At 65.7% G+C, this 26,422-nt stretch carries 22 protein-coding genes; 15 read left to right on the plus strand and 7 right to left on the minus strand.

What is annotated here, in order from left to right; translation table 11 throughout:
* Positions 1-432: 432 nt before the first annotated feature.
* From BIO17B3_RS09520 to BIO17B3_RS09530, 3 genes are read left to right on the plus strand one after another with little or no spacing between them, the layout of a single operon-like run.
* Entirely contained in the window at positions 433-2,226 is a 1,794-nt protein-coding gene (locus tag BIO17B3_RS09520) for an NADH-ubiquinone oxidoreductase-F iron-sulfur binding region domain-containing protein (protein WP_156053857.1), read from the plus strand.
* Entirely contained in the window at positions 2,227-5,076 is a 2,850-nt protein-coding gene (gene fdhF, locus BIO17B3_RS09525) for a formate dehydrogenase subunit alpha (RefSeq protein ID WP_156053858.1), read from the plus strand.
* A gap of 31 nt (positions 5,077-5,107) precedes the next feature.
* Entirely contained in the window at positions 5,108-6,085 is a 978-nt protein-coding gene (locus BIO17B3_RS09530; protein WP_156053859.1) for a formate dehydrogenase accessory sulfurtransferase FdhD, read from the plus strand.
* A 100-nt stretch (positions 6,086-6,185) separates the two neighbouring features.
* Here the strand turns inward: BIO17B3_RS09530 and BIO17B3_RS09535 are convergent, their stop codons facing one another.
* Positions 6,186-7,166: a glucokinase gene (locus BIO17B3_RS09535; protein ID WP_156053860.1), complete on the minus strand. Its 981-nt coding sequence runs from the start codon at positions 7,164-7,166 to the stop codon at positions 6,186-6,188.
* 136 nt (positions 7,167-7,302) lie between these two features.
* Here BIO17B3_RS09535 and edd point away from each other — a divergent pair, with 136 nt between their 5' ends.
* A complete protein-coding gene (gene edd / locus BIO17B3_RS09540; protein WP_156053861.1) occupies positions 7,303-9,195 on the plus strand; it encodes a phosphogluconate dehydratase in 1,893 nt (630 codons plus the stop codon).
* The gene (gene eda, locus BIO17B3_RS09545; protein ID WP_156053862.1) at positions 9,192-9,815 is read left to right on the plus strand and encodes a bifunctional 4-hydroxy-2-oxoglutarate aldolase/2-dehydro-3-deoxy-phosphogluconate aldolase; all 624 of its coding nucleotides are present in this window, start codon (positions 9,192-9,194) and stop codon (positions 9,813-9,815) included. Before edd ends, eda begins: the two co-directional genes overlap by 4 nt.
* Before the next feature lie 20 nt (positions 9,816-9,835).
* Here the strand turns inward: eda and BIO17B3_RS09550 are convergent, their stop codons facing one another.
* The 4 genes from BIO17B3_RS09550 to BIO17B3_RS09565 all read right to left on the minus strand — a co-directional run bounded on the left by BIO17B3_RS09550 (position 9,836) and on the right by BIO17B3_RS09565 (position 13,161).
* Complete coding sequence (locus tag BIO17B3_RS09550; protein WP_013121841.1) at positions 9,836-10,039, minus strand: hypothetical protein; 204 nt, start codon at positions 10,037-10,039, stop codon at positions 9,836-9,838.
* 121 nt (positions 10,040-10,160) lie between these two features.
* Positions 10,161-10,370: a hypothetical protein gene (locus BIO17B3_RS09555; RefSeq protein ID WP_013121842.1), complete on the minus strand. Its 210-nt coding sequence runs from the start codon at positions 10,368-10,370 to the stop codon at positions 10,161-10,163.
* Positions 10,371-10,384: 14 nt separating this feature from the next.
* Entirely contained in the window at positions 10,385-11,518 is a 1,134-nt protein-coding gene (cydB, locus tag BIO17B3_RS09560; RefSeq protein ID WP_156053863.1) for a cytochrome d ubiquinol oxidase subunit II, read from the minus strand.
* A 5-nt stretch (positions 11,519-11,523) separates the two neighbouring features.
* Positions 11,524-13,161 carry a cytochrome ubiquinol oxidase subunit I gene (locus tag BIO17B3_RS09565; protein WP_013104169.1) on the minus strand — a complete coding sequence of 546 codons (1,638 nt, stop codon included), beginning with the start codon at positions 13,159-13,161 and terminating at the stop codon, positions 11,524-11,526.
* Between the two features lie 382 nt (positions 13,162-13,543).
* Between BIO17B3_RS09565 and BIO17B3_RS09570 the strand changes: the two genes are divergently transcribed.
* Together BIO17B3_RS09570 and BIO17B3_RS09575 are read left to right on the plus strand one after the other, a co-directional pair.
* Positions 13,544-13,867 (plus strand): DUF1840 domain-containing protein, encoded by a 324-nt coding sequence (locus BIO17B3_RS09570; protein WP_156053864.1) that lies wholly within the window; start codon positions 13,544-13,546, stop codon positions 13,865-13,867.
* On the plus strand, positions 13,868-14,836 hold the full coding sequence (locus BIO17B3_RS09575; RefSeq protein ID WP_156053865.1) for a cation diffusion facilitator family transporter: 969 nt from the start codon (positions 13,868-13,870) through the stop codon (positions 14,834-14,836).
* Here the strand turns inward: BIO17B3_RS09575 and BIO17B3_RS09580 are convergent.
* Both BIO17B3_RS09580 and BIO17B3_RS09585 read right to left on the minus strand, forming a co-directional pair.
* Entirely contained in the window at positions 14,824-15,867 is a 1,044-nt protein-coding gene (locus BIO17B3_RS09580; RefSeq protein ID WP_156053866.1) for a sterol desaturase family protein, read from the minus strand. The genes BIO17B3_RS09575 and BIO17B3_RS09580 overlap by 13 nt on opposite strands.
* 29 nt (positions 15,868-15,896) lie before the next feature.
* Positions 15,897-16,949: a beta-propeller fold lactonase family protein gene (locus BIO17B3_RS09585; protein ID WP_156053867.1), complete on the minus strand. Its 1,053-nt coding sequence runs from the start codon at positions 16,947-16,949 to the stop codon at positions 15,897-15,899.
* A 279-nt stretch (positions 16,950-17,228) separates the two neighbouring features.
* Here BIO17B3_RS09585 and BIO17B3_RS09590 point away from each other — a divergent pair, with 279 nt between their 5' ends.
* The 8 genes from BIO17B3_RS09590 to BIO17B3_RS09625 all read left to right on the plus strand — a co-directional run bounded on the left by BIO17B3_RS09590 (position 17,229) and on the right by BIO17B3_RS09625 (position 26,422).
* Positions 17,229-17,633 (plus strand): hypothetical protein, encoded by a 405-nt coding sequence (locus tag BIO17B3_RS09590; protein ID WP_156053868.1) that lies wholly within the window; start codon positions 17,229-17,231, stop codon positions 17,631-17,633.
* A gap of 43 nt (positions 17,634-17,676) precedes the next feature.
* Positions 17,677-18,255, plus strand: coding sequence for a hypothetical protein (locus tag BIO17B3_RS09595; RefSeq protein ID WP_156053869.1), 579 nt, complete (start codon positions 17,677-17,679; stop codon positions 18,253-18,255).
* 92 nt (positions 18,256-18,347) lie between these two features.
* On the plus strand, positions 18,348-20,921 hold the full coding sequence (locus tag BIO17B3_RS09600) for a penicillin-binding protein 1A (RefSeq protein ID WP_156053870.1): 2,574 nt from the start codon (positions 18,348-18,350) through the stop codon (positions 20,919-20,921).
* A 79-nt stretch (positions 20,922-21,000) separates the two neighbouring features.
* Entirely contained in the window at positions 21,001-21,996 is a 996-nt protein-coding gene (gene glyQ, locus BIO17B3_RS09605; protein WP_156055266.1) for a glycine--tRNA ligase subunit alpha, read from the plus strand.
* Between the two features lie 63 nt (positions 21,997-22,059).
* The gene (glyS, locus tag BIO17B3_RS09610) at positions 22,060-24,177 is read left to right on the plus strand and encodes a glycine--tRNA ligase subunit beta (protein WP_172979046.1); all 2,118 of its coding nucleotides are present in this window, start codon (positions 22,060-22,062) and stop codon (positions 24,175-24,177) included.
* A 26-nt stretch (positions 24,178-24,203) separates the two neighbouring features.
* Positions 24,204-24,791, plus strand: a complete 588-nt coding sequence (gene gmhB / locus BIO17B3_RS09615) for a D-glycero-beta-D-manno-heptose 1,7-bisphosphate 7-phosphatase (protein WP_013104179.1) — start codon at positions 24,204-24,206, stop codon at positions 24,789-24,791.
* A 10-nt stretch (positions 24,792-24,801) separates the two neighbouring features.
* Positions 24,802-25,539: a 1-acyl-sn-glycerol-3-phosphate acyltransferase gene (locus tag BIO17B3_RS09620; RefSeq protein ID WP_013104180.1), complete on the plus strand. Its 738-nt coding sequence runs from the start codon at positions 24,802-24,804 to the stop codon at positions 25,537-25,539.
* Complete coding sequence (locus BIO17B3_RS09625; RefSeq protein ID WP_232054249.1) at positions 25,526-26,422, plus strand: M48 family metallopeptidase; 897 nt, start codon at positions 25,526-25,528, stop codon at positions 26,420-26,422. The genes BIO17B3_RS09620 and BIO17B3_RS09625 overlap by 14 nt, the downstream gene beginning before the upstream one ends.

Raw genomic sequence — 26,422 nt, forward strand, 5'->3', positions numbered from 1 at the left:
TCGATGGGCGCAACGCCCGTTCGAATGCTGGATTGAGACGACCTGCAAAGGCCATCGGAGGTTTTTCTCGCTTTATGCCTGAAGCTGTCTCAACTTATGCCCGCGCAGGTTTCCCAACCCCTTGATTTGGAAGGGGTGGGATTCTTGCCTTATGCCTCTTCCTACAACGTTGTAGGGGAAGGCATAAGCTGAGCAAGCTATGGAGCTTCCAGTTCGATAAAGTTGGTCAATAGCCCGGCGCTTGAGCGGCGCTGGGCTTTTTTACTCGCCGTGCTCGCATCGGCTGAGCAGAATTCAGTGTTCTGGCACGTGCAATACGCAGCGGCTAAAGTGACAGAGATGCGGTGACAGGGATGCGCGCAGCAGCGCGAGCTTGGCGCCGTTGCCAAAACAATTCCAGCTTGCGGAGCATCGATGTTCCGCTGAAACATCATGACCGATTCCTCTCCATCTTCCGACACCTCTGCCGTGGTTCTGGCTTCGGCCGATGAAATGCGCGGGCGTGCCCGGCGTCGGGGCAAGCTCAAGGGGCGCCAGCCCGAGCCGCAGGCGCTGGCCGAGGTGCAGCAGCTTATCGGCGCCGGGCCGCACCGCCGCGATCTGCTGATCGAGCATTTGCACCGCATCAATGACCAGTGGCACGGGCTGCACGAGCGCCATTTGGTGGCGCTGGCCCGGTTGATGAATCTTCCGATGGCCGAGGTGTACGAGGTGGCGACTTTCTATCACCACTTCGAAGTGCTGCGCGATGATGCCCAGCCTGCGGCCATCACAGTGCGTGTGTGCGACAGCCTGTCGTGCTCGCTGGCCGGGGCGAGCGATCTTCTGCAGCGTCTGCCGCAGTTGCTCGGCGCCGAGGTGCGCGTGATGCCCACGCCTTGCGTGGGCCGCTGCGAGCAGGCGCCGGTGGCGGTGGTGGGGCAATGGCCGGTGGCGCATGCCACGCCAGACACGGTGCGCGAGAGCGTGGCAAACCGCCGCTTGCAGCATCCGCTGCCCGCAGTTGATGCAGACTTCGACCTGGCCGCAGTCGGCCCGCAGGCGGTCACCAACGGGTCGGGCGAGGTGACCCCGGCCTGTGTCGGCTATGACGCTTACCGCGCGCGGGGCGGTTATGCACTGGCGGCGGCTGTAGCCAGCGGCCAGCGTTCAGCGGAAGAGGTGATCAAAGCCTTGAGCGACTCGGGCCTGCGCGGCCTGGGCGGCGCGGGTTTTCCGGCAGGGCGCAAATGGGGCATCGTGCGCAGCTACCCCGCGCCCCGGCTGATGGCGGTGAATATCGACGAGGGCGAGCCGGGCACCTTCAAGGATCGCACTTATCTCGAGCGCGACCCGCACCGCTTTCTCGAGGGCGTGCTGATTGCCGCGCAGGTGGTGGGCATTTCCACCTGCTACCTCTACCTGCGCGACGAGTATCACGGCGGCCGGGCCGTTCTGGAGCGTGAGATTGCCCGGCTGCGGGCCGATCCGCCCTGCGCGTTGCCTCACATCGAGCTGCGGCGCGGCGCCGGGGCGTATATCTGCGGCGAAGAGTCGGCGATGATCGAGAGCATCGAAGGCAAGCGCGGCGAACCGCGTATGCGTCCGCCCTACATCGCTGAAATCGGTCTGTTCGGACGCCCCACACTCGAACACAACTTCGAGACCCTGTATTGGGTGCGCGATATCGTCGAGCGTGGCGCGGCCTGGTTCAGCGGCTTTGGGCTGAATGGCCGCAAGGGGCTGCGTTCCTTCAGCGTCAGCGGCCGGGTGAAGTCGCCCGGGGTGAAACTCGCTCCGGCGGGCATCACCTTGAAGGAACTGGTCGACACCTATTGCGGCGGCATGCTCGACGGCCACACGCTCTACGCCTACCTGCCCGGCGGCGCTTCCGGGGGCATCCTACCGGCGCGGCTGGCCGATGTGCCGCTCGACTTCGACACCCTGCAGCCGCATGGCTGCTTCATTGGCTCTGCAGCCATCATCGTGCTCAGCCACCAAGACCGGGCCCGCGACGCCGCGCTCAACGTCATGCGCTTTTTCGAGCACGAAAGCTGCGGCCAGTGCACGCCCTGCCGCGTCGGCACCGGCAAGGCTGCGCAACTCATGCAGGCTCCGCAATGGGATCACGCCACGCTTGAAGACCTGAATCAGGTCATGTCCGACGCCTCCATCTGCGGCCTCGGACAGGCGGCGCCCAACCCGGTGCGCTGCGTGCAGACCTATTTTGCTCACGAGGTGTCTTGAATGAACGTGAAGACGATTGAGCTTGAACTCAATGGCCGCCCGGTGCAGGCGCTCGAAGGCGAAACCCTGCTGGAGCTGGCCGACCGCCACGGTGTGGCGATACCCCGGCTGTGCCACAAACCCGGCTACCGGCCTGATGGCAACTGCCGCGCCTGCATGGTCGAGATCGACGGCGAGCGTGTGCTTGCGCCAAGCTGCTGCCGCACCGCGGCCCCCGGCATGAAGGTGCATGCCAACAGCCCGCGCGCGGTGAAGAGCCAGAACATGGTGCTCGAAATGTTGCTTTCCGACCTGCCCGAAAAGGGCTACAAATGGCTGGGCGACGACGCCACCCGCCCGCACGGCGAACTCAGCGACTGGGCCTCGCGCCAAAACGTGCAGGTGCGACCGGCGCTGGCTGCAACCCGCCGCAACCAGCCCGCGCCCGACGTGTCGCACCCGGCGATGGCGGTCAACCTCGATGCCTGCATTCAGTGCAACCGCTGCGTGCGCGCCTGCCGCGAAGAACAGGTCAACGACGTCATCGGCTACGCCTTTCGCGGCCATCACAGCGAAATCGTCTTCGACCTGCACGACCCCATGGGCGACAGCACCTGCGTAGCCTGCGGCGAGTGCGTGCAAGCCTGCCCCACAGGCGCGCTCATGCCCAAGACCCACATCGGCGCGCAGACGGTTGATCGCCGGGTCGATTCGGTCTGCCCGTTCTGCGGCGTGGGCTGCCAGATCACCTACAACGTGAAAGACGAGATCATTGTCAGCGTCGATGGCCGCGACGGCCCCGCCAACCACGGCCGCTTGTGCGTCAAAGGCCGCTTTGGCTTCGACTACGCGCACCACCCGCAACGCCTGACCCGGCCGCTGATCCGCAAGCCCGGCGTGCCTAAAGACCCGGCTCTGCTGTCGCACCAGGGCGACTGGCGCGACGCCTTCCGCGAGGCCACCTGGGAAGAAGCGCTCGACTTCGCCGCCGGCAAGCTCAAAGACCTGCGCACCCGCCACGGCGATAAGGCGCTGGCTGGTTTCGGCTCGGCCAAAGGCAGCAACGAAGAGGCCTATTTGTTCCAGAAGCTGGTGCGCACCGGCTTCGGCAGCAACAACGTCGATCACTGCACCCGGCTGTGCCATGCGTCCAGCGTGGCCGCGCTGCTCGAAGGGGTGGGCTCGGGCGCGGTGAGCAACCAGGTCAACGATGTGGAGCATGCCGAGCTCATTCTGGTGATCGGCTCCAACCCCACGGCCAATCACCCGGTTGCGGCCACCTGGATGAAAAACGCCGCCAAGCGCGGCACCAAAATCGTGCTGGCCGATCCCCGCGTGACCGACCTCGGCCGCCATGCCTGGCGCACGCTGCAGTTCCGCCCCGATACCGACGTGGCCTTGCTCAACGCCATGATTCACTCCGTCATCGAAGAAGGCTTGGTCGATCAGGAGTTTGTCACGCAGCGCGCCAGCAACTTCGAGGCGCTGAAGCAAAACATCCAGGGCTACAGCGCCGAGGCCATGGCGCCGATCTGCGGCATACCGGCCGAGACCATCCGCGAAGTGGCCCGCGCCTTCGCCACCAGCAAGGCCTCGATGATTCTGTGGGGCATGGGCATCAGCCAGCATGTGCACGGCACCGACAACGCGCGCTGCCTCATCGCGCTGACCAGCGTGACCGGCCAGATCGGCAAGCCCGGCAGCGGGCTGCATCCCCTGCGCGGGCAGAACAATGTGCAGGGCGCCAGCGACGCCGGTCTCATTCCCATGATGTACCCGAACTACCAGCTCGTCAGCAATCCGCAGGCGCATGCGTGGTTCGAGGCGTTCTGGCAGACGCGGCTCGACGACAAGCCCGGCTACACCGTGGTCGAGATCCTGCACAAATGCCTGGCGCCCGACAGCGATCCGCACAAGATACGCGGTATGTATGTCGAGGGCGAAAACCCGGCCATGAGCGACCCCGATCTGAACCACGCGCGGCAGGCGCTGTGCGCACTGGAACATTTGGTGGTTCAAGACATTTTCATGACCGAGACCGCCTGGCTGGCCGATGTGGTGCTGCCCGCGAGCGCCTGGCCCGAGAAGACCGGCACCGTCACCAACACCGACCGCATGGTGCAACTGGGGCGGCGCGCACTGAACCCGCCGGGCGATGCGCGGCCCGATCTGTGGATCATCCAGCAGATGGCCGCGCGCATGGGGCTGAACTGGCACTACCCCGGCCCGGAGCAGGGCGTGGCCGCGGTGTATGAAGAAATGCGCCAGACCATGGCGGAGGCCATCGGCGGCATTACCTGGGAGCGGCTGGAGCGCGAGGGCAGCGTGACCTATCCCTGCCTCACGCCGCAAGACCCGGGGCAGCCCATTGTGTTTGCCGACCGTTTTCCGACTGCGGACGGCCGCGTCAAATTGGTACCCGCCGACATCATTCCAGCGTCCGAGCGGCCCGATGCGGAGTTTCCGCAGGTGCTCATCACCGGTCGCCAGCTCGAACACTGGCACACCGGCAGCATGACGCGGCGCTCGGCCGTGCTGGGCGCTATCGAGCCGATGCCCACCGCGTCGATGAATTCGGCCGAGCTGCGCAAACTCGGCGTGCAGCCGGGCGAGCCCATCACCGTGCGTTCGCGCCGCGGCTCCGTGGTGCTCACCGCGCGGCGCGACGACGGCACGCCCGACGGCGCCGTATTCATTCCCTTCGCTTATTACGAGGCCGCGGCCAATCTACTGACCAATCCGGCGCTCGACCCGTTCGGCAAGATTCCCGAGTTCAAGTACTGCGCGGTGGCCGTGAGCGCAGGCGGCACGCTGGCGCCGGTTGCGGGTTACGCCCGCAGCGGGGCTGAGATTTCGGAGCCAGCGACATAGGCCTTATGGGCTTCAAATAGGGACGTCAAATATGGGCGATCTACCCGCTTTGGAGACCATAGCGCCAACCGCCTTCGAGGCCGTGGCGCTGCCGCGTCGGCCCGACGCACCCCGCCTCAGCCGGGCACGCTGCGAGGTCGTGCGGCCGATCGGGATACTCGATCAGCATGGCGAGCATCGGCAGATCGATATCCCGACCGAACGTCCGCTGACGATCTATCTCGACAAACGCGAGCTGGTCACGCTGATGACTCTGGGCGCAAACCCCGAACTGCTGGTGCTCGGCTACCTGCTCAATCAGGGCCTGGTCGAGCAGGCGGGCGAGATCGACGGCATCGATGTGGACTGGGCGGTGGAGGCCGCGGCGGTGCGCACCCGCCATGGCGTCAGCGACCTCGAAGCCCGCGTCGCGCGCCGCGTCGTCACCACCGGCTGCGGGCAGGGTACGGTCTTTGGCGACGCGATGGCGCAACTGGGCCAGACCCGCCTGCCCGACGCGCAGGCCGCGCGCCTGCGCCAGGCCACGCTGATCAGCCTGCTCGACCAAATGAAGCTACGCGACAGCGTGCACCGCCAGGCCGGATCGGTGCACGGCTGCGCGCTGTTTCACGGCGACGCGCTGCAATGCTTTGTCGAAGACGTCGGCCGCCACAACGCCATCGACACCGTCGCCGGCTGGATGGCGGTGCACGGCGTGCAGGGGGGCGACAAGGTGTTCTACACCACCGGGCGGCTCACCAGCGAAATGGTGATCAAGTCGGCGCGGATGGGCGTGCCCATCATCGTGTCGCGCAACGGGGTGACCGCCATGGGCCATCAACTGGCCGAGACGCTGGGCATGACCCTGTTCGGCCGCGCCGCGGGCCGTCACTTCCTGTGCTACACCGGGTTTGAACGCTTCGACGCCGAAGCCCCGCCGCCCACCGCCCCTCTCGCCTTCACCGACACGGTTCATGAGAAAACGCCGGGCCGCCCCTTCCCGACCTCCCCCACGACGTGGGGGAGGTGAGATCACTCCCTCCCCACTTGTGGGGAGGGTCGGGGTGGGGATTGCCCGGCCCTGGGGGCGCTCGGTAGGCGCCGCGCTGCTTCCCGCGGGACAAGAAGAGTCAGTGCGACTGCAGAAACTGATCAAGCGCCGCGGCTGCGCCGAGCAAGGCAGGCCAGGGGCTGTGGATCACCCAGACCGGAATATCGCGCAGATACGGCGAGGTGCGCCCTTTGTCTTCGAAGCGCTGGCGGAACGGGGAATGCCGAAAGAAGTCGCCCAGCCGCGGCACGATGCCGCCGCCGATATACACCCCGCCGCGCGCTCCCAGGGTAATGGTCAGATCGGCCGCCACCGTGCCCAGCAAGGTGCAGAACAGCGTCACTGTGTCGTGGCACAGCGCGTCGCTGCCGTCCAGGGCCAGGCGGGTGATTTCGGCGGCGCTGCGCTCGGGCGGCGTCTGCCCGGCGATCTGTCCGAGCGCCTGATGCAAAAACGCCATCCCGGTGCCGCTCAGCAAACGCTCGGCCGAAACATGCCCGAAGCGCGCATGCGCCAGACGCCGGATGGCCACCTCGCGCTCATCAAAAGGGGCGAAGCTCACATGCCCACCCTCGCCCGCAAGCGGCGTCCAACCCCCTTGTCCGTCGGGAATCAGGCCCGACACGCCCAGGCCGGTGCCCGCGCCCAGCAGCGCCAGCGGCGCGCCGGGCACGGCGCTGCCGCCGCCCACCTGAACGAGCTCGGCCGCGGGCAATTCGGGCAGGGCGCGCGCGAGCACAGCGAAGTCGTTGAGCACCAGAAAGGTCTCCAGCCCCAGCTCGGCGCGGGTCTGGGCGATGGAAAAGGCCCAGTGATGGTTGGTCATGCGAATCTGGTCGCCATACACCGGGTTGGCGATGCCGATGGCGACATGGCGCACGGCGGTCGCGCCCGTGGCGGCGAGATAGGCGAGCAGCGCATCGGCAAAGCGGGCGTAATCCGCCGTGGGCAGCACGCGAATATCGCTGAGCCCTTGCGCGGTGTGCAGGGCGAATCGGGCATTGGTGCCGCCGATGTCGCCGACCAGGCGGGTGGCAGGAAGGGAGAGATTCGAGGTCATCTTGGGGGTGTACTCTGAACAGCCTTGCCGGTGGGGTAGGCATAGTATGTTGCCTGATGAAGTGGGTTTGAGCCCCTTAATGGCCTGTGGGTACGGAGTATCGCGGCCTATCGCTAAATGACTGTTTGGAGTTGCCATGTCTTCTTTGCATCCCGTATTAGTGACCGTGACGCAGCGCATCGAGGCGCGTAGCGCGGCGCGGCGCGAGGCTTATCTGGCGCGCGTGCGCGCAGCGCGGGGCAGCAAGGTCGAGCGCGGGCACCTCTCCTGCACCAACCTGGCGCACGCGATGGCGGCCGCCCCGGCGCCGGCTAAGCTGATGCTCAAGGAAATCAGCCCGCAGTCCCGGCCCAATCTGGCCATCGTTTCCGCGTACAACGACATGCTCTCGGCGCACCAGCCGCTGGGCGCGTTTCCGGCCTGGATCAAGGAGGCTGCGCAGTCGGCGGGCGCCACGGCGCAGTTCGCCGGGGGCGTGCCCGCGATGTGCGACGGCGTGACCCAGGGGCAGGCCGGCATGGAGCTGTCGCTGTTTTCGCGCGACGTCATCGCCATGGCCACGGCGGTGGCGTTGAGCCACCAGATGTTCGACGCCGGGCTCTACCTCGGGGTGTGCGACAAGATCGTGCCCGGCCTGCTGATTGGCGCCCTGGTTTTCGGCCATCTGCCTGGCATATTCGTGCCCGGCGGCCCCATGACCAGTGGCATGGGCAACGACGAGAAGGCCCGCATCCGCGCGCTGTATGCCGAAGGCAAGATCGGCCGCGCCGAACTGCTTGACGCCGAGATGCAGTCGTATCACAGCGCGGGCACCTGCACCTTCTATGGCACCGCCAATTCCAACCAGATGCTCATGGAGATCATGGGCCTGCACCTGCCCGGCTCGGCCTTCGTCAACCCTGGCACGCCGCTGCGCGAAGCGCTCACCCGCGCGGCCGCCACCCGCGCCGTGGCGATTTCTGCCGAAGGCCCGGAGTACACCCCGATTGGCGAACTGGTCGATGCGCGCGTGATCGTCAACGGCCTCGTCGGCCTGCTGTGCACGGGGGGCTCGACCAACCACACCATCCACCTCGTGGCCATCGCCCGCGCCGCGGGCATCGACATCAACTGGACCGACTTCGACGATCTCTCCAAGGCCGTGCCCACGCTCACCAAGCTCTACCCCAACGGCCGAGCCGACGTCAATCAGTTCCACGCGGCCGGGGGCATGGGCTTTGTCATCCGCGAACTACTCGCCGCCGGGCTGCTGCACCCCGATGTGCAGACCGTGGCCGGGCCCGGGCTGGCGCGCTACGCGCAGGAGCCGGGATTCGATGGCGGCCAGCTCGTCTGGCGCCCGGTAAACGACGAGACGCTCGACCGCGACATTTTGCGGCCCGTCTCCGATCCGTTCGCCCCAGACGGCGGCCTCAAACTCATGACGGGCAATCTGGGGCGTGCCGTCATCAAGGTCTCGGCGGTCAAACCCGAATACCGCGTGATTACCGCGCCCGCCCTCATCTTTGACGATCAGGACGACCTGCTCGCCGCCTTCAAGCGCGGCGAGCTCGAGCGCGATTTCGTCGCCGTCATCCGCTTTCAGGGTCCGGCGGCCAACGGCATGCCCGAACTGCACAAGCTCATGCCCACGCTGGGCGTGTTGCAGGAGCGCGGTTTCAAGGTGGCGCTGGTGACCGACGGGCGCATGTCGGGCGCCTCCGGCAAAGTGCCCTCGGCCATTCACGTCACGCCCGAGGCGGTGCACGGCGGGCCGATCGCCAAGGTGCGCGAAGGCGATCTCATCACCCTGAACGCCCACACCGGAGAAGTCAACGCCGAAGTGCCGCCCGAAGTCTGGGCCGCGCGCCAGGCGCAGAGCGTCGACCTCAGTCGACGCCAATACGGCGTGGGCCGCGAGCTGTTCGCCGCCTTCCGCCACCATGTGGACGGCGCCGAGCAGGGGGCGACCAGCTTTCAGCATCCCGACTGGGCCAAGCCTGAGCCCGCCTTGTCCGCTGCGCCCGTCGCAGCAGGAGCCACGCGATGACCGCCGAAGAACTGCTGCGCGCCGGGCCGGTGATGCCCGTGCTGGTGATCCGCGATGCCGGACAGGCTGTCGATCTGGCCACGGCGCTGGTGGCCGGCGGCATCCGCACCCTGGAGGTGACGCTGCGCACCCCGGCGGCGCTGGACGCCATCCGTCAGATTCGCGACCGCGTGCCCGGTGCGCTGGTAGGCGCGGGCACCGTGCTGAGCCCGAGCGACTGGCAGCGCGCGCAAGACGCGGGCGCTCTGTTCGGCATCAGCCCCGGGCTGACGCCCGCACTGCTGGCGGCTACCCGCCCAAGCAGCTTGCCCTTCGTGCCCGGCGTGGCCACCGCCAGTGAAGCCATGACGGCGCTGGACGCGGGTTTCACCGCAATGAAACTGTTTCCGGCCGAAGCCGTGGGCGGTCAGGCGCTGCTCAAGTCGTTGCACGGACCGCTGCCGCAATTGCTGTTCTGCCCGACCGGGGGCATTCACTCGGGCAACGCCGCGGCCTATCTGGCGCTGCCCAATGTAGGCTGCGTGGGCGGCTCCTGGCTGGCGCCCGAAGCGGCATTGGCCGCGCACGACTGGGCCGCCATCACCGCCCTGGCGCGTGAGGCGGCGGCGTTGCGACGCTAAGGGGCCGACAGCTCGCTGGGTCAGTTCGGCTGGTGCGGTTCTGCTGTGCGGGGTTCATCCAGACGTTCGAACCACACGACGGCGCCTGCCAGCAGCAGTACGAAGAAAGCGGTGCCGAAAATCCAGGCGAAGTACCACGAGGCGTTGCTGCCCACAAGGATGCCGATGCCGATCACAACGGCACCGATGACCAGGAACAGCGCGAGAGAGAGTAGTTTTTTCATGGCTGTCATCCATAAAAACCAAAGGTTTCAGCAAAACCGAAGGTTGCAATAAAAAGGGCCAGGTTGCCCTGGCCCTGGAGCAGGCTCTGCCGCGAAGCGAGAGCCTTCGGTGCGGCGTGACTCAGTGGCCGCCGCGTGGAGCGCCGCCGTTGCGGCGGTCATCTTCCTGTGCGTCGAAAAAAGCGCCCGAGGCGGCAGAAACCAGCACGATCATCGCGGTGCCCACGATCCAGGCGAAGTACCAGGAGGCGTAGTCGCCGATGATCACGCCGATGACAATCGCAATCAGCGCGATGGTCATGAAGAGCACGAAATAAAGAAGGTTTTTCATGATGAGATCCTTGCTCAATAGGCGTGGGGGTCGGCTTCGACTTCCTTCGGATCGACCCTGCCGCGCATGACGTAGAACGCCCAGCTGGTGTACCAGAAGATGATGGGCACGAACACCACGGTCCAGCCGGTCATCCACAGCAGCGTGGTTTCACTGGAGATGGAATTCCACAGGGTCAGGCTTTGCGAGGGGTTGGAGCTCGACGGCATGAGGAAGGGGAACATGGCCACGCCGATGGTGCCGACCACGCCGATCCACGATACCGCGCCCAGCCACCAGGCCAGGGTGTGCTTGTTGCTGCGCACGCTCGTCCAGCCGAAGAACAGACCGGCAAAACCGAGCAAGGGCACGGCCCAGAGGATGGGATAGCTCTTGTAGTTGGACAGCCAGCCACCGGGCACCAGTTGGACCGTTTGCTGCAGCGGAGTTTGCGGCACGCCGGCTCCGGGGAAGCTCACGATCTTGTAGCCGTTGACCATGCTGACCCACACGCCGAGCACCGCGAACAGCACGATGGCGGCGAGCGCAGCATAGCCCGCTGCAGTGCGGGCACGGCCCGCGACGGGTTCGGGCGCGCGGCCCATCATCATCACGCCACCCATATAGACCGACAGCGACAGCGACAGCAGGCCGGCCAGCACCGAGAACGGGTTGAACAGGGTGATGAAGCTGCCGGTATAGACCGAGCGCATATCCCACTGAAAGTGGAAGGGCACGCCCATGAGCATATTGCCCATGGCGGCGCCGAAAATGATCATCGGCAGCGCGCCGCTGAGCAGCAGCGTCCAGTCCCAGGCATTGCGCCAAGCCGGCGAGGCGATTTTGCTGCGGTATTCAAACCCCAGCGGGCGCACGATCATGCTCCACAGCAGCAGCAGAATGACCACATACAGACCGGAGAACGAAGTGGCGTAGATCAGCGGGTAGGCCGCGAAGATCGCGCCGCCGCCGAGAATGAACCACACCTGATTGCCGTCCCAGTGGGGGCCGATGGCATTGAGCATGGAGCGGCGCTCGGTATCGGTTTTGCCGATGAAGCGCAGCAGCGTGCCCACGCCCATGTCCATGCCGACCATGGTGCCCAGCCCGACGAACAGCACGCCGAGCAGGACCCACCACAAGACTTGAAGGATGAGATACAAGTCCATGACTATTACTCCTTATGGGCGCTCATCGGAGCGGCCGGGTTGGGGGCGAAACCACCGCCGAACGACGGCTGGGGTTTGCGGCCTTGGGGAATGGTCGGAGTGGACGGCGTGCCGTGCTCTTCCGGCCCTTGCTTGATCGCGCGCACCATCAGATACATCTCGACGGCGATGAAGATGGAGTAGAGCGACACAAAGCCCACCAGCGAGAAAATCATGTAGCCCACGCTATGACTGGATGCAGACATCCAGGTAGGCAGCATGCCGAACACGGTCCAGGGTTGACGGCCCACTTCAGCAGTGAGCCAGCCCATTTCGCAAGCGAGGAAAGGCACGGGAATCATCCAGGGGGCGAATTTGAGGAACCAGCGGTTCTTCGGCTGCTCCAGCTTGCCGCTGATGGTGAGCATGGCGGCGTAAACGAAGTAGGCCAACATCAGCAGGCCCATGCCGACCATGAGACGGAAGGTCCAGAAAATCACCGAGACTTCGGGGATGGTGTCCTTGGCGGCCTTGGCGATGTCCGCGTCCGTTGCCTTGGAGACATCTTGTTCAGGCGAGTAGCGCTGCGCGAGGAAACCGTAACCCAGGTCTTTTTCGTGCGCCTTGAACTGCGCCATGGCAGCGGCATCGTTGGGGTTCTTGCTCAGCAGCTTGAGCGCTTCCACCGCCGGAATGCCGTTCTTGATGCGCTGCCTCGCGTCCGCCTCGATCTGGTCAACACCCGGCACGACCTTGGTGAGGGTGTGGGTCAGCAGCGGCGTCAGCACATACGGCACCTGGATAGACCAGACGTTCTTTTGCTCGCTCTGCGACGGCCAGGCCACCACATTGAACGGAGCAGGCGCAGCCTCGGTTTGCCACATGGCTTCCATGGCGGCGAGCTTGGACGGCTGCGCATGCGCGCCGACGAAACCCAGCGCGTCACCCAGGGTGATGACCCCGGCAGTGGACAGCACGCCGAACAGCGCGGCCATGCGGAAGGAGCGGCGAGCCAGTTCCATATGGCGGTTGCGCACCATATACCAGGCGCTCACCCCGGCAACGAACACCGCGGCGGTGACGTAACCGGCGATGCTGGTATGCACGAACTTGGCCTGCGCGTCCGGGCTGAAAATCAGCGCGCCGAAGTTGGTGAGTTCCATGCGCATGGTCACCGGGTTGAACGCGGCGCCTTGCGGGTCTTGCATGAAGCCGTTGGCCACCAGAATCCACAAGGCCGACAGGTTGGAGCCGATGGCCACCAGATAGGTCACCAGCAGATGCTGACCTTTGGTCAGGCGCTTCCAGCCGAAGATCATCATGCCGATCATGGTGGATTCCATGAAGAAGGCCATCAGTCCTTCAATGGCCAGCGGCGCACCGAAGATGTCGCCGACGAAACTGGAATAAAACGACCAGTTGGTGCCGAACTCGAACTCCATGGTCAGGCCGGTGGCCACGCCCAGGGCGAAGTTGATAAGAAACAGCTTGCCCCAGAACTGGGTCATGTCGCGGTAGATCGTTTTGCCGGTGGTGACGTAAACCGTCTCCATGGCGGCGATCATGAAGCTGATGCCCAGGGTGAGGGGGACGAAAAGGAAGTGGTATAGCGCGGTGGAGGCAAATTGCCACCGCGATAAGTCCACGACGAGGGTGTCGATCATTTTGGCGCTCCTGTTGTGTCGATCCGTGGGTCTTGCGCAGCATGGCGCGGCTGATTGACACCCACGCGGCGAAGAACACGGAGCAAGGATAGGCGCCCACGTATCTCGTTTTTTTGATTTGGAGCAATGTCCGGGAATTCCCTAGGCTTGGCAGTGGCCCTTACGCTGCATTGTTCTGCGACAAAACGTCGCAGTCTGCTCGTCTGCGTTGATTTTTCATGCGGGTGGAAGCTTTTTCTGCGGTTTTGCTGCGCCCACGCGACGCGGGCGAGCTGCGGACGACCCATTCCAGAAAAGGACATTTGCATGGCATTCGACCGTCAGCGTCGGCACAATGCATCTGAGAGACGGCGCAACGACGTTTCCCCTGCAAGGAGCCCCCATGATTTACAAATTTCAATCCAAGGCCGACAGTGATTTGTTCATGAACGCCGGCCCGGCCGAACGCATTCTGTCCATCATCGGCAAGTCGGCGGGCGCGCAAGGCATCATCGAGCCGTCCGAAATGCCAGCGGCCATTGCCGCCCTTGAAGCGGCCGTGGACGCAGAAGAACAGGCGCGCAACGCGGCGATGGAGTCGGCCGCTGCGGACGGACAGGTGGTCTCGGCGGCGCAACCCATCGGCCTGAAGCAGCGGTCCTGGCCGTTCATCCAGATGCTCAAGCGTTGCCAGGAAGCGCAGACGCCGGTTGTCTGGGGCGTGTGAATGCAGGACCCTGAGCACACGCATGCGGCGCACGATCACGCGCCTCATCGCGATCGCGCACACGCACACGCCGCAGGGCATCACGGCCACGACCATGCCCGAGGCGCCAGCGCGCACCGACTGCGGTGGGCGTTGGCCGTGCTGCTAATTTTCACCGTCATCGAGGCGGTCGGCGGCTGGTGGGTGAACTCGCTGGCGCTGCTGTCCGACGCGGTGCATATGGCGGCGGACAGCGCCGCGCTGCTGCTGGCGCTCGTAGCCATCCGCCTCAGCGCACGCCCGCCGAGTGCGCGGCTGACCTATGGCAACGGACGCTGGCAGACGCTGGCGGCCTTCGTCAATGGGCTGGTGCTGCTGCTGTTGACCGTGGGGCTGATCGTGGAGGCCCTGCAGCGTCTGTGGCGGCCCGAGGCGGTGGAGGGCGGCTGGATGCTGGTTATCGCCGCGCTGGGCGGCCTGGCCAATCTGGGGGCGCTACTTGCCCTGACGGGCGGCGAGTCGCTGAATGAACGTGGGGCGCGGCTGCATGTGCTGTCCGACTTGCTGGGCTCGGCGGCGGCCATGCTGGCGGCGGGGCTGATTCTGGGGTTCAACTGGACGGTGGCCGACCCGCTGCTGTCACTGCTGGTATCGGCGCTCATCCTGCGCTCGGGCTGGCATCTCACCCGCGATAGCGCGCACGTGCTGCTCGAAGGCGCGCCTGCGAGTCTGAGCGCAAGCGAAGTGCGCGAGGCCTTGGCCGACGTGCCGGGCGTGGCGGGAGCCCACCATGTGCATGTCTGGTCACTCGATGGCGCGGAGCCGGTGGTGACTTTGCATGTGCGCCTCGCGGCCCAAGCCGAATCGGAGGCGACCTTGCGCGCAGTGCATCATCGCCTGCATGACGCGCTGGGCATCGAGCATGCCACGGTGCAGATCGAGGCTGGCGCCTGCATCGGCCCCGGTCAGCCCCATTGTCACCTGGGCTGACGGTCTGGCAGGGTCGGCGCAGCGAATGGCGCAAACAGCCGCCGAACCATGCGGCGCAGACCGAGCCCCTGTTGCGCCCAGAAGCCGTCGCCGTAATCCTCGCCCTGGCCGTCTGGCGCGGCAAGCTGGGCACGAACGCCGGTGGGCTGCAGCGGGGTGGTGAAGTCGGCAGAACGGAACAGCACGTCCCACCACGGTAGCAGCACGCCGAAATTGCAGCCGTAGAGTCGCGCGTTGTTCTGGTGGCCAAGCTCGTGGCCGTAGCCCACCGCGTGATGCAGGCGGTGAAAGCGCGGGCTCACCAGCAGCCGCTCCCCCAGCCAGCCGAAAGACAGCCGGATGTTGGCATGTTGCAGACTTTGCAGCGCACCCGACACCAGCGACAGCGCGACAAACTGGTTGGGCGGCACGCCGATCAACAGCGCCAGCGCTGCGAAAAATGCCGCCATCAGCACGTCGTCGAGCACATGGTTGCGATCGTCCGACCACAGGCTAAGCTGACGCTGGCTGTGGTGCACCGCGTGCAGTTCCCACCACCACTGGATCTGGTGCTGGGCGCGGTGATACCAGTAACCAGCAAAGTCGAGCACGATCAGGTAGATCAGGAAGCTGATCAGCGGTCGGTCGGTGATGCCCGGCCACAGCGCGTCGAGGTTGAGGTTGTCCACCCCGCGCAGGCGGAACCATTCCTGCAGGCTGTCAAACGCGGGTTGCAGGGTGAAAAACAACACCAAATTGATCAGCCCCAGGCGGTTGATGAAGGTGTAGAGCACATCCACCCGCACCGCGCGGCGGTTGGGCCAGACTTCAAGTGGCCGCAGCGCTTCGAGCGGCCGCAACACGGCGTAGACCACGCCGATCTGCAGCAGCCCGGCAAGAAACCACAGCACGCCGTCATAGGCGAAATCGTCATCCACCATGAGGTGAAAGTGGTAGAACACCGGCTGCACCAGGGTGACGAAAACCCAGGTCTGCGCCTCGCCGATGAGCAGGCTGGTGGCGTGGCTGATCCAGTCGAGCGGATTGAGCATGGCGGTGGGTGGAGGAGATCGGCGGGAGCTCAGCGCGCAGCGGCGATGGTCGGGGTCGGCTTCAGCTGCAGTGACGCAGCCTGCTGACGCGGCAGCGTGGACAGCGGCGGCAGGTTGTCGTAGAACGGCGCGCGGTTGTAGAAGTAGATGCCGTGCGGCGACTTGCCTACTGGAATCACATCCACCAGCTTGCGCGTGTCCATGTCGATCACCCCCACCGAGCGGGCGAAGCGGAAGGTCACCCACAGCCAGCGGCGGTCGGCGGACAGCTCCATATCGTCCGGCCCCGGGCGCAGGCCGGTGATGTCGCCCACCTTGGTGAGGGTGTCCATGTCGAGAATGCTGATGGTGTCGGACACACGGTTGCTCACCAGCACATGCCGCCCGTCGGCCATGGAGCGGAAGTTGTGCGCCGCCTTGCCGGTGACGATGCGCTTGAACACCGTGCGGGTGCGCGGATCGACGGCCACCACCGCATCGCTGCCGGTCAGCGCGACCAACAGGGTTTTATCGCCTGGCGTCAGCCACAGCCCGGCCGGGGTTTCGCCCACTTTGAGCGTCCACATCACGGTTTGCGTGGGCAGGTCGATGGCGGCCACCGAATTGGTTTCCTGCAGGCTGATGTACACCGTCTTGCTGTCGGCGGTGAATGCCATGTGGCTGGGCAGCGACTTGAGGGGAATACGCTTGGCGAGCAGGAACTTGCCCTGGTCGTAGCTGTAGATGTCCACCCGGTTCAGGCGCAGGCAGTTCACCACGAACCAGCGGTGATCGGGCGAAAAACCGATCTGGTAGGGGTCGGGAATATTGGGCACGTTGCCGATGGGCTTGCCCGTCTGTGGGTTGAGCAACATGAGGTCGCCGCTCACCGCGTTGGCGACGATCAGGTCTTGATTGTTCGGCGTAGCCATCAGGTGATGCGGCTCCTTGCCGGTGGCAAAGCTGCCGATGGGCTGACGGGTGTCCTGGTTGATCAGGGTGATGCGGGCGTCGCCCGAATCGAGCACCACCACATCGTCCTTGGCCTGCGCCAAACCGGTCTGTGCCAACAAGACCGAGAAAACAAACAGGAATTTACGCATGGGATCACCAAGGAAGCACTCAGGAAGGCGCGTTGCAGCCCCGAATACGGGTCATCAGGACGCGCTGCGGCCGCAACTGTAACGCGCGCGCAGGCCGAGCTGTTGACCAGAAACAGTCTGCAATCAATCCGCATTAAAAATTTGCATTCTCCGCACCCCATGGGTTGTCCCCCATTGGGGGCTGATGCTCGTTAAAGTGCAAAGCCTGTGGTGGGCATGGCTGTGGGCGTGTGGCGGAACTTGGTCAGGCGGCCGGGTTCCAATCGGAAAAGAGTTGATATGCATCCCTTCTCTCGTATCAAGATGGTTTTGCTGGCCGCCGCGGCGGTCGGGGCTTTGCTCGTGCCGGGCCTGGCTCAGGCGCGCGTGCATTGGAGTATCGGTATTGGCGTGCCGGCTTACTACGGCTGGGGGCCGGGTTGGGGTTCTGGTTGGGACGGCGGTTGGTACGAGCCCGGTTGGTATGGGCCTTTCCCGGGCTATGGCGGCTGGTCCGCCTGGAGCCCTCCGGTCGTGGTGGAGCGGCAGCCGGTGGTGGTGCAGTCGCTGCCGCCCGGCCCGGCGCCCCAGTCGTTCTGGTACTACTGCCAGAACCCGGCGGGCTACTACCCCTATGTCTCGGTCTGCCCGGGCGGGTGGACGCCGGTGCCTGCCTCGCCTCCGCCGCCGCCACCAGCCAAATGATTCACGCTTTCCACTTTTTATAACGATCTATCGAGGAAGCATCATGCGAATTTATCGAAACCTTCGGTTTTCCCGTCCCTTTTTTCTTTTTCCTGCCGCTGTGGGCGCGCTCGTGCTGGGGGGCTGTGCCACCGCGCCGCTCGGGCCCACGATTGCGGTCATGCCGGCGCCGGGTATGCCTTTTGAGCAGTTTCAGGCAATCGATGCGAGCTGCCGCCAGTTCGCGCAGCAGCAGGCCGCGCCCTACCAAGGCGGCGCGAGCAATTCCGGCGTGACCTCGGCGGCCCTTGCCACCGGCATCGGGGCCTCAGCCGGGGCGCTGATCGGCGGCAACAGCCAGGGGGCCGGTGTGGGCGCGGGCCTTGGCCTGCTCGCGGGCAGCGCGGGCGGTGCGGGGTCTTATGGCGACACGCAGGGCAGTGCGCAGCGCGCTTACAACATTGCGTATCAGCAGTGCATGTACTCAAGAGGTGCGCAGGTGCCGGGTTATGCGGCGCCGCGATATGTGGCGCCGCCTCCGCCCCCGGCCTATCCCGCGCAGCCGTCTTACCAGCCGGCGCCTCAACAGCCGAGCTATCAGCCGCAGCCGGCCTATCCACCGACCTATCCCCCGGCGCAATGAGGGCGTCCTGCGCAGATCGTTACGCCGGGTCACAACTGCTCACAGGATGGCGGGTGTTTTAGCGGATGCGGCGGCTATCATGCCCCGCGACTATGAGTACCTCTGCTGACTCCGCCCCTGCGGGTTCTCCCAAGCCGCCTGCAGGCCGCGACAAGCGCCCCAAGCGCGCTGTGCGTTACCGCCCTCTCTGGCTCAAATTTTTGCTCGGCGCCGTGCTGCTGGGCGTGGCCGGAATATTGGCGCTGGTGTTTGCCGTGGTCATGCTCTATCCGCGTTTGCCCGCGCTGAGCGAACTCACCGATTACCGCCCGGATCTGCCGCTGCGGGTGTATTCGGCCGAGGGCACGCTGATCGGCGAGTTTGGCGTGCAGCGCCGCACCGTGGTGCCGTTCGAGCAGATTCCGCTACAGGTGCGCGAGGCCTTTCTTGCCGCCGAAGACTCGCAGTTTTACGAGCATGGCGCGGTGGACTGGACGGGCGTGTTTCGCGCCGCGCTGGCCGACCTGATGCACGGCGCCGCCGTGCAGGGCGCGTCCACCATCACCATGCAGGTGGCGCGCGACTTCTATCTCAGTCCGCAAAAAACGCCGCTGCGCAAGTTCACCGAAGCGCTGATGGCCTACAAAATCGAGCATGAGCTGAGCAAGAATCAGATTCTTGAGCGCTATCTGAATCAGGTCTATCTTGGGCAGCGCGCTTACGGCGTGGCGGCGGCGGCGCAGGTTTATTTCGGCAAGCCGCTCGACCAGCTCACGTTGGCGCAGGCGGCCGTGCTCGCGGGCTTGCCCAAGGCGCCTTCGGCCTTCAACCCGCAGACCAATATCAAGGCCGCGCTCATTCGCCAGCATTATGTGCTCGGCCGCATGAAGGCGCTGGGCGACATCACCCAGGCGGAGTATGACGACGCCATGCAGGCGCCTCTGAATGTGGTGTCCGGGCAAGGTCTGCTGCGCTACAAGGTGGACGCCGATTACGCCGCCGAGCAGGTGCGCGAGATCATGGTGGCGCGGTTCGGCGAATCGGCCTACACCGACGGCTACAAGGTCTACACCACCTTGCACGACCGTGACCAGAAGGCGGCGGTGGACGCGGTACGCGCCGGGGTGCTGGCCTACGACCAGCGCCACGGCTGGCGCGGACCGCAGGCGCGCATCGATCTGCCCGCGCACGATGCCGATGCGCTCGGCGTGGCGGTCAAGGCGCTCAAACCCTACGACGCGGCCGGCAGCCTGCATCCGGCCGTGGTGCTGCACGCCAGCCCCAAGCTGGTCGAGGCCGTGCTCGAATCGGGCAACACGGTGGAACTCAGCGGCGATGCCCTGCGCTTCGCCGCTGCGGGCCTGTCACCCAAAGCCACTGACAAATTGCGCATCGATCGTGGCGCCGTGGTCTGGCTGCAAAAGCTGGCCAAGGGCTGGCGCATCGCGCAGATGCCCGATGTGCAGTCGGCGCTGGTGTCGGTCGATCCGCATGACGGCGCGGTGCGCGCCTGGGTGGGCGGCTTCGACTACAACCACGAGAAGTTCGACCATGTGAATCAGGCCTTCCGCCAGCCCGGTTCGAGCTTCAAGCCCTTCATCTATTCCGCCGCGGTGGACGAGGGCCTGGCGCCCACGACCGTCATCGACGATTCGCCCATCACCATTTCGCAAGGCCCGGGGCTGCCGCCGTGGACGCCGCACAACTACGACAACGAGCAGCTCGGCGCCATTCCCGCCACCCTGGCGCTGGCGCATTCCGACAACGTCTGCGCGGTCAAGGTGCTGCTGGCCGTGGGCATTCCCTACGCCCGCCAGTTCGCCTCGCGCTTCGGCCTGCCGCTCGACCAGATTCCGCCCTATCCCACCATGGTGCTGGGCGCGGGCAGCTTCACGCCCCTGCAGATGGCCACGGCCTATGCGGTGTTCGCCAATGGCGGCTCGCTGGTGCAGCCCTATCTCATCAAACGCATCGTCGATGCTCACGGCGCCGAGGTCTATGTCCACAAGCCGGAAATCGCGGGTCAGAACGCGCCGCGCATCATCAGCGCGGCCAATGCCTTCCTCACCACGCAGATGATGCAGGCGGTGATCCAGCACGGTACGGGCGCGGCGGCGCTGTCGCTAGGCCGCATCGATCTGGCGGGCAAGACCGGCACCTCGCAGAATTTTCACGATGCCTGGTTCGACGGCTTCAACCCCGATCTGGTCGCCATCACCTGGATGGGCTACAACAACCAGCGCGACCTGTACCGCGGCGAGCAGGGCGCCAAGGCCGCGCTGCCGATCTGGATGGACTACATGCGCGTCGCGCTGCAGGGCAAGCCCGACGTACCCTGGCCGGTGCCGTCTGGAGTGATCATGTCGCAGGTCAACCCGGCCACCGGCTTTGCCTCCAATGGTCCGGGCGCGGTGAGCGGCTACTTTCTGCAGAATTTCCCGCCGCTGGCCATCGACGCCCAGATGCCGCTGTCAGCGCCCTCTTCGGCGCCGCTGGCGGCAGGTGGCATCAGCACCGGCAGCGGCGGCATGCTGGTCGGACCCGGCGGCGTGCCGGTGGGCACTTCCACCGTCAGCGTGCGCGGTCAGGGGCCGGGCACGCACCCGGCCGCGGTGGCCCAGCCCGTGGCGCCCCCGCCGTCTCTGCAGCCGGGGGCCATCCTGCCTTCGCTGGGCGGCAATCCCTGAGGAGGGCGCCACCATGCCTGCTGCTGCGCATTGCGTAGCGGCGGGTTTCTACAATGGCGCCTTCTTCAAGGCCGATTCCATGCGCACCTTTCAAGACCTCATACTCACCCTGCAAACCTATTGGGCCCGGCAGGGCTGTGCCGTTCTTCAGCCCTACGACATGGAAGTGGGCGCCGGCACCAGCCACACCGCCACCTTTCTGCGCGCCCTCGGCCCCGAGCCGTGGAAGGCCGCCTATGTGCAGCCCAGCCGTCGTCCGAAAGATGGCCGCTACGGCGACAACCCCAACCGGCTGCAGCATTACTACCAGTTTCAGGTGGTGCTCAAACCCGCGCCCGACAACATCCTCGATCTCTATCTTGGCAGTCTGCAGGCGCTGGGCTTCGACCTAAAGACCAACGATATCCGCTTCGTTGAAGATGACTGGGAAAACCCCACGCTGGGCGCCTGGGGGCTGGGCTGGGAGGTCTGGCTCAACGGCATGGAAGTCACCCAGTTCACCTATTTCCAGCAGGTCGGCGGCATCGACTGCAAGCCGCTGACCGGCGAGATCACCTACGGCCTGGAGCGCCTGGCCATGTATTTGCAGGGCGTGCAGAGCGTGTACGACCTCGTCTGGACCGAAACCGAGGTCGCCGGTGAAGTGACTGCTCCCCAAGGGCGCGCGAGCGCCTTGGGACGGCCCGGCGGCGCTCGTACCCTTCTCAAATACGGCGACGTGTTCCACCAGAACGAAGTCGAGCAGAGCGCCTACAACTTCGAGCACAGCGATGTGGACTTTTTGCTGACCGCCTTCGCCGCGCATGAAAAGCAGGCCAAGGCGCTGATGGCCGCGCAACTGGCGCTGCCCGCTTACGAACAGGTACTCAAGGCGGCGCACAGCTTCAATTTGCTCGACGCTCGCGGCGCGATTTCCGTCACCGAACGCGCCGCCTACATCGGCCGCATTCGCAACCTGGCGCGCGGCGTGGCGCAGGAATACCTCGACAGTCGCGCCCGTCTGGGTTTCCCGCTGGCGCCCCGCGCCTGGGCCGACGAAGTCTCTGCCCAGCTCGCCCAGAAGAAAGCCGCCTGACGTCTGCCGCACGCCGTGCCCGCGCTGCTGTCGCGGGCCGGCGGCGGCCTGCAATTGCCCGCCATGAACCCACAGAACCTGCTTGTCGAACTCTTCGTTGAAGAACTGCCGCCCAAGGCGCTGCCCGCGCTGGGCGAGTCCTTCGCCCGCACCCTGGCCGCGAGTCTGCGGTCTCAGGGACTGGCCGCATCTGACGTCGAGCCGACGCCCTACGCCAGCCCGCGCCGACTGGCCGTGCGCATCCCCGCCGTCGCTGCCAAGGCGGCCGACAAGGCCGTAGCGCAGAAGCTCATGCCCGTGGCCGTGGGGCTGGATACCGACGGCAAGCCCACCCCGGCGCTGCTCAAAAAGCTCGGCGCGCTGGGGCTGGATGCCGACGCCGCCCCCCGCTTGCGGCGCGAAGGCGAGGGCAAAGCCGAAACCCTGTTCATCGACACCGTGGCGCCCGGCGCCACGCTGGCCGAAGGTCTGCAGAGGGCGCTCGCCGAGGCCATCGCCAAACTGCCCATCCCCAAGGTGATGGCCTACCAGTTGGAAGATGGCTGGACTACGGTGAAGTTTGTGCGCCCCGCGCATGGTCTGGTCGCCCTGCATGGCGTCGACGTCGTGCCGGTGCAGGCGCTGGGGCTGACGGCGGGACGAGAAACGCACGGCCATCGGTTTGAGGCCCAGGCCGATCCCATCGTGCTGCGCGACGCCGACAGCTACGCCGACCAACTGCGAGAACAAGGCGCGGTGATCGCCAGCTTCGACGCGCGCCGTGCTGAAATCGCGGCGCAGCTGCAGGCCGCCGCGCGACAGGCCGGGCCGGGCCTGCACCCCATCGACGATGCCGCGCTGCTCGACGAAGTTACTGCTCTGGTCGAGCGCCCGAACGTGCTGCTGTGCCAGTTCGATCCGGCCTTTCTCGCCGTGCCGCAGGAGTGCCTCATCCTCACGATGAAGGCCAACCAGAAATACTTTCCGCTGCTCGACGCGGCGGGCAAGCTCACCCACCGTTTCCTGGTCGTCAGCAATATCTCGCCGGCCGATCCCAGCGCGGTCATCGAAGGCAACGAGCGCGTGGTGCGCCCGCGCCTGGCCGATGCGCAATTCTTCTTCGAGCAAGACCGCAAGAAGCGCCTCGAAGACCGCGTGCCCGGCCTCGACAAAGTGGTCTATCACGCCAAGCTGGGCTCGCAGGGCGAGCGCATGCGGCGGGTGCAGGCGCTCGCAGGGGGCATTGCCAGGCAGATTCCGCCGTCCTTTCCGGTCGAGCAGGCCGAGCGCGCCGCGCTGCTGGCCAAGACCGATCTGCTGACCGACATGGTCGGCGAGTTTCCCGAACTGCAGGGCGTCATGGGGCGTTACTACGCCGCGCATGATGGTGAAGACGCCTTGGTGGCCGAGGCTATCGAAGACCACTACAAGCCGCGTTTTTCTGGCGACGAACTCCCGCGCAGCGACGTGGGTTTCGCGCTGGCACTGGCCGACAAGACCGAAACCCTGGTCGGCCTGTTCGGCATCGGCGAACGCCCGACTGGCGACAAAGACCCGTTCGCGCTACGTCGCCATGCGCTGGGCATTTTGCGCATGTTGATGGAGCGCGGCCAGGGCATCGAACTCTCGCGTTATTTGGAAAATGCGGTGCCGGTGTTCAGCGGCGTGGCCGGGTTTTCAGACCCCAGCGCCGATGTGCAGACCTTCCTTTACGACCGTCTGGCCAACCTGCTGCGCGAGCAGGGCTGGACGGCGCAGGAGGTGGACGCGGTGCTGGCCCTCAGTCCGCAAATTCTGGCCGATGTGCCGCGCCGCCTGGAAGCGGTGCGCGCCTTCGCCGCCTTGCCAGAAGCCGCCGCACTGGCCGCGGCCAATAAACGGGTGGGGAATATTCTGCGCAAATCCGAAGGCGCGAAACACGGCAGCGGCTTCAACGTCGATTTGCTGGTCGAGCCCGCCGAAATCGCCTTGTCACAAGCCTTGAATGCCGTGGCGCCGCAGGTGCAGCAGTTTTACGCGGCAGGCGACTACACCGCCGCGCTCAAGATGCTCGCCGCGCTGAAAGCCCCGGTGGACACCTTCTTCGACCAGGTGATGGTCAACGCCGAAGACCCCGCGCTGCGCGCCAACCGCTTGGCCCTGTTGGCGCGGCTGCAGGAGGCGATGAACCAGGTGGCCGATTTGTCGCGTCTTGCGGCCTGACTCCCATCCTGCACGACAATCACGGCATGAAACTGCTCATCCTCGACCGCGACGGCGTCATCAACCAAGACAGCGACGACTTCATCAAGTCGCCCGACGAGTGGGTGCCCATTCCCGGCAGCTTGGAGGCCATTGCCCGGCTGAACCACGAGGGCTGGCATGTGGCGGTGGCCACCAATCAGTCGGGCATTGGGCGGGGCCTGTTCGACATGAGCACGCTCAACGCCATCCACCGCAAGATGCACAAAGCGCTGGCGGCGGTGGGCGGGCGCATCGACGCCATTTTCTTCTGCCCGCACGCGCCGGAAGATCACTGCAGCTGCCGCAAACCCAAGCCCGGCTTGTTCCAAGACATCGCCCGCCGCTACGAGCTTGAGAATCTCCAAGGCGTGCCTTCGGTGGGCGACAGCGTGCGCGATTTGCAGGCCGGTGAGCCGCTGGGGTGCGGGCTGCATCTGGTGCGCACCGGCAAAGGCGAGCGTCTGGCCGATCTGGGCAATCTGCCCGCGGGCACCCGGGTGCACGACGATCTGGCAGCCTTCGCCGCCTGGCTGCTGGAACAACCCAAGGCGAAGTCTGAAAAGACCTCCGACAAGACGCCAGACCCGGCGTGACCGAGCCGACATGCGTTTTTTCCGTTCTCTGCTTTACATGGCGTGGCTGATCGTGACGGTGGTGCCTTACGCGGTCATCGTGGTGATTCTGTCCATTTTCATTCGTGGCACGCGGCTGTATCGCTTCACCCTGGGTTGGGTGCATCTGTCGGTCTGGGGTGCGCGCGTGATTTGCGGCATACGCAGCCATATCACCGGCATGGAGAACCTGCCAGACGGCCCGGTCATCCTGCTGTCCAAGCATCAATCAGCCTGGGAAACGCTGGCCTTTCCGCTGATCATGCCGCGTCCGCTGGCCTATGTGTTCAAACGCGAGCTGCTCTATGTGCCGTTTTTCGGCTGGGCGCTGGGGCGGCTGGACATGGTGCACATCGACCGCAGCAAGCGTGCCGAAGCGTTCGGCCGGGTGGAAAAACAGGGCGGCCGGATTCTCAAGCAGGGCAACTGGATCATCATGTTTCCCGAAGGCACGCGCACTGCGCGCGGCGAGCAGGGCGTCTATAAAACAGGCGGCACGCGGCTGGCCATCGCCACCGGCGCCTGGGTGGTGCCCATCGCCGTGACTTCGGCGCGCTGCTGGCCGCGCCAGGCCTTCATCAAAACCCCCGGCGTGGTGGAGGTGTCCATCGGCAAACCCATTTCGCCCGAAGGCCGCAAGCCCGCCGAAATGATGGCCGAGGTCGAACGATGGATCGAGGCCGAAATGCGCCGTCTCGATCCGCAGGCCTACGCGCATGCCCCGCGCTGAGTCTTCCGGCCGCGCCGCCTTGCCCGGCTCGGCGCAACTGGGTTTGTTCGACTGGGACGAGCCGACGCCCGCCCCCGCCCCTATCGCCGCCCCGGCGCCAGGAGCCGCGGTGAGCTCATCCCCAGGTTCGTCGCCGACCCCGCCGCCGGTCTCAATACCCCGCGCTGGCGTGCCGACGCAGCGATATGACGACGGCATCCACCGTTTTGACTGGTCGCTTCATCGCGCCGCCCGCCGCACCCTGGCGCTGCGAGTGGACGACCGCGGCGTCAGCCTGCACGCCCCGCGCCTAGCCAGCGGCGCGTCCATCGCCCAGTTTCTGCAGCAGCACGCCGCCTGGGTGCAGCGCAAGCTGCGGCAGCGTGAACAGCGTCTGCAGGCGCTGCAGGCCGCGCGCATCGAGTGGGCCGATGGCGGCCGCATCCCTTATCTCGGCCAGCACCTCACCCTGCGGCTGCGCGGCGCCAGCCAGTTGCGGTGGGACGAAGCCCGCGCCGAACTTCACTTGCCCCTGCCGCAAGGCAGCAGTGCGCAGCAGGTGCGCGACAGCGTGGCCGCCTGGCTGCAGCGACAGGCGCTGGGACTGTTCACCGCGCGGGTGGCGCATTTCGCGGCCCAGCTCGGGGTGCGCGTGACGGCGGTGAAACTCAGCGCCGCCACCACCCGCTGGGGCAGCGCCAAAAGCGACGGCAGTATCCGCCTGCATTGGCGTCTGTTGCACTTCAGCCCGCAACTCGTCGATTACGTCGTCGCCCACGAAGTGGCGCATCTGCGCGAAATGAACCACAGCCCGCGCTTCTGGGCGCATGTGGGCAGCCTCTACCCCGAATACCAACAGGCCCGCGCGCAACTGCGCAAAAGCGTGCTGCCGCCCTGGGGTTGA

The sequence above is a fragment of the Thiomonas sp. OC7 genome, assembly GCF_900634595.1.
Lineage (GTDB): Bacteria > Pseudomonadota > Gammaproteobacteria > Burkholderiales > Burkholderiaceae_C > Thiomonas > Thiomonas arsenitoxydans.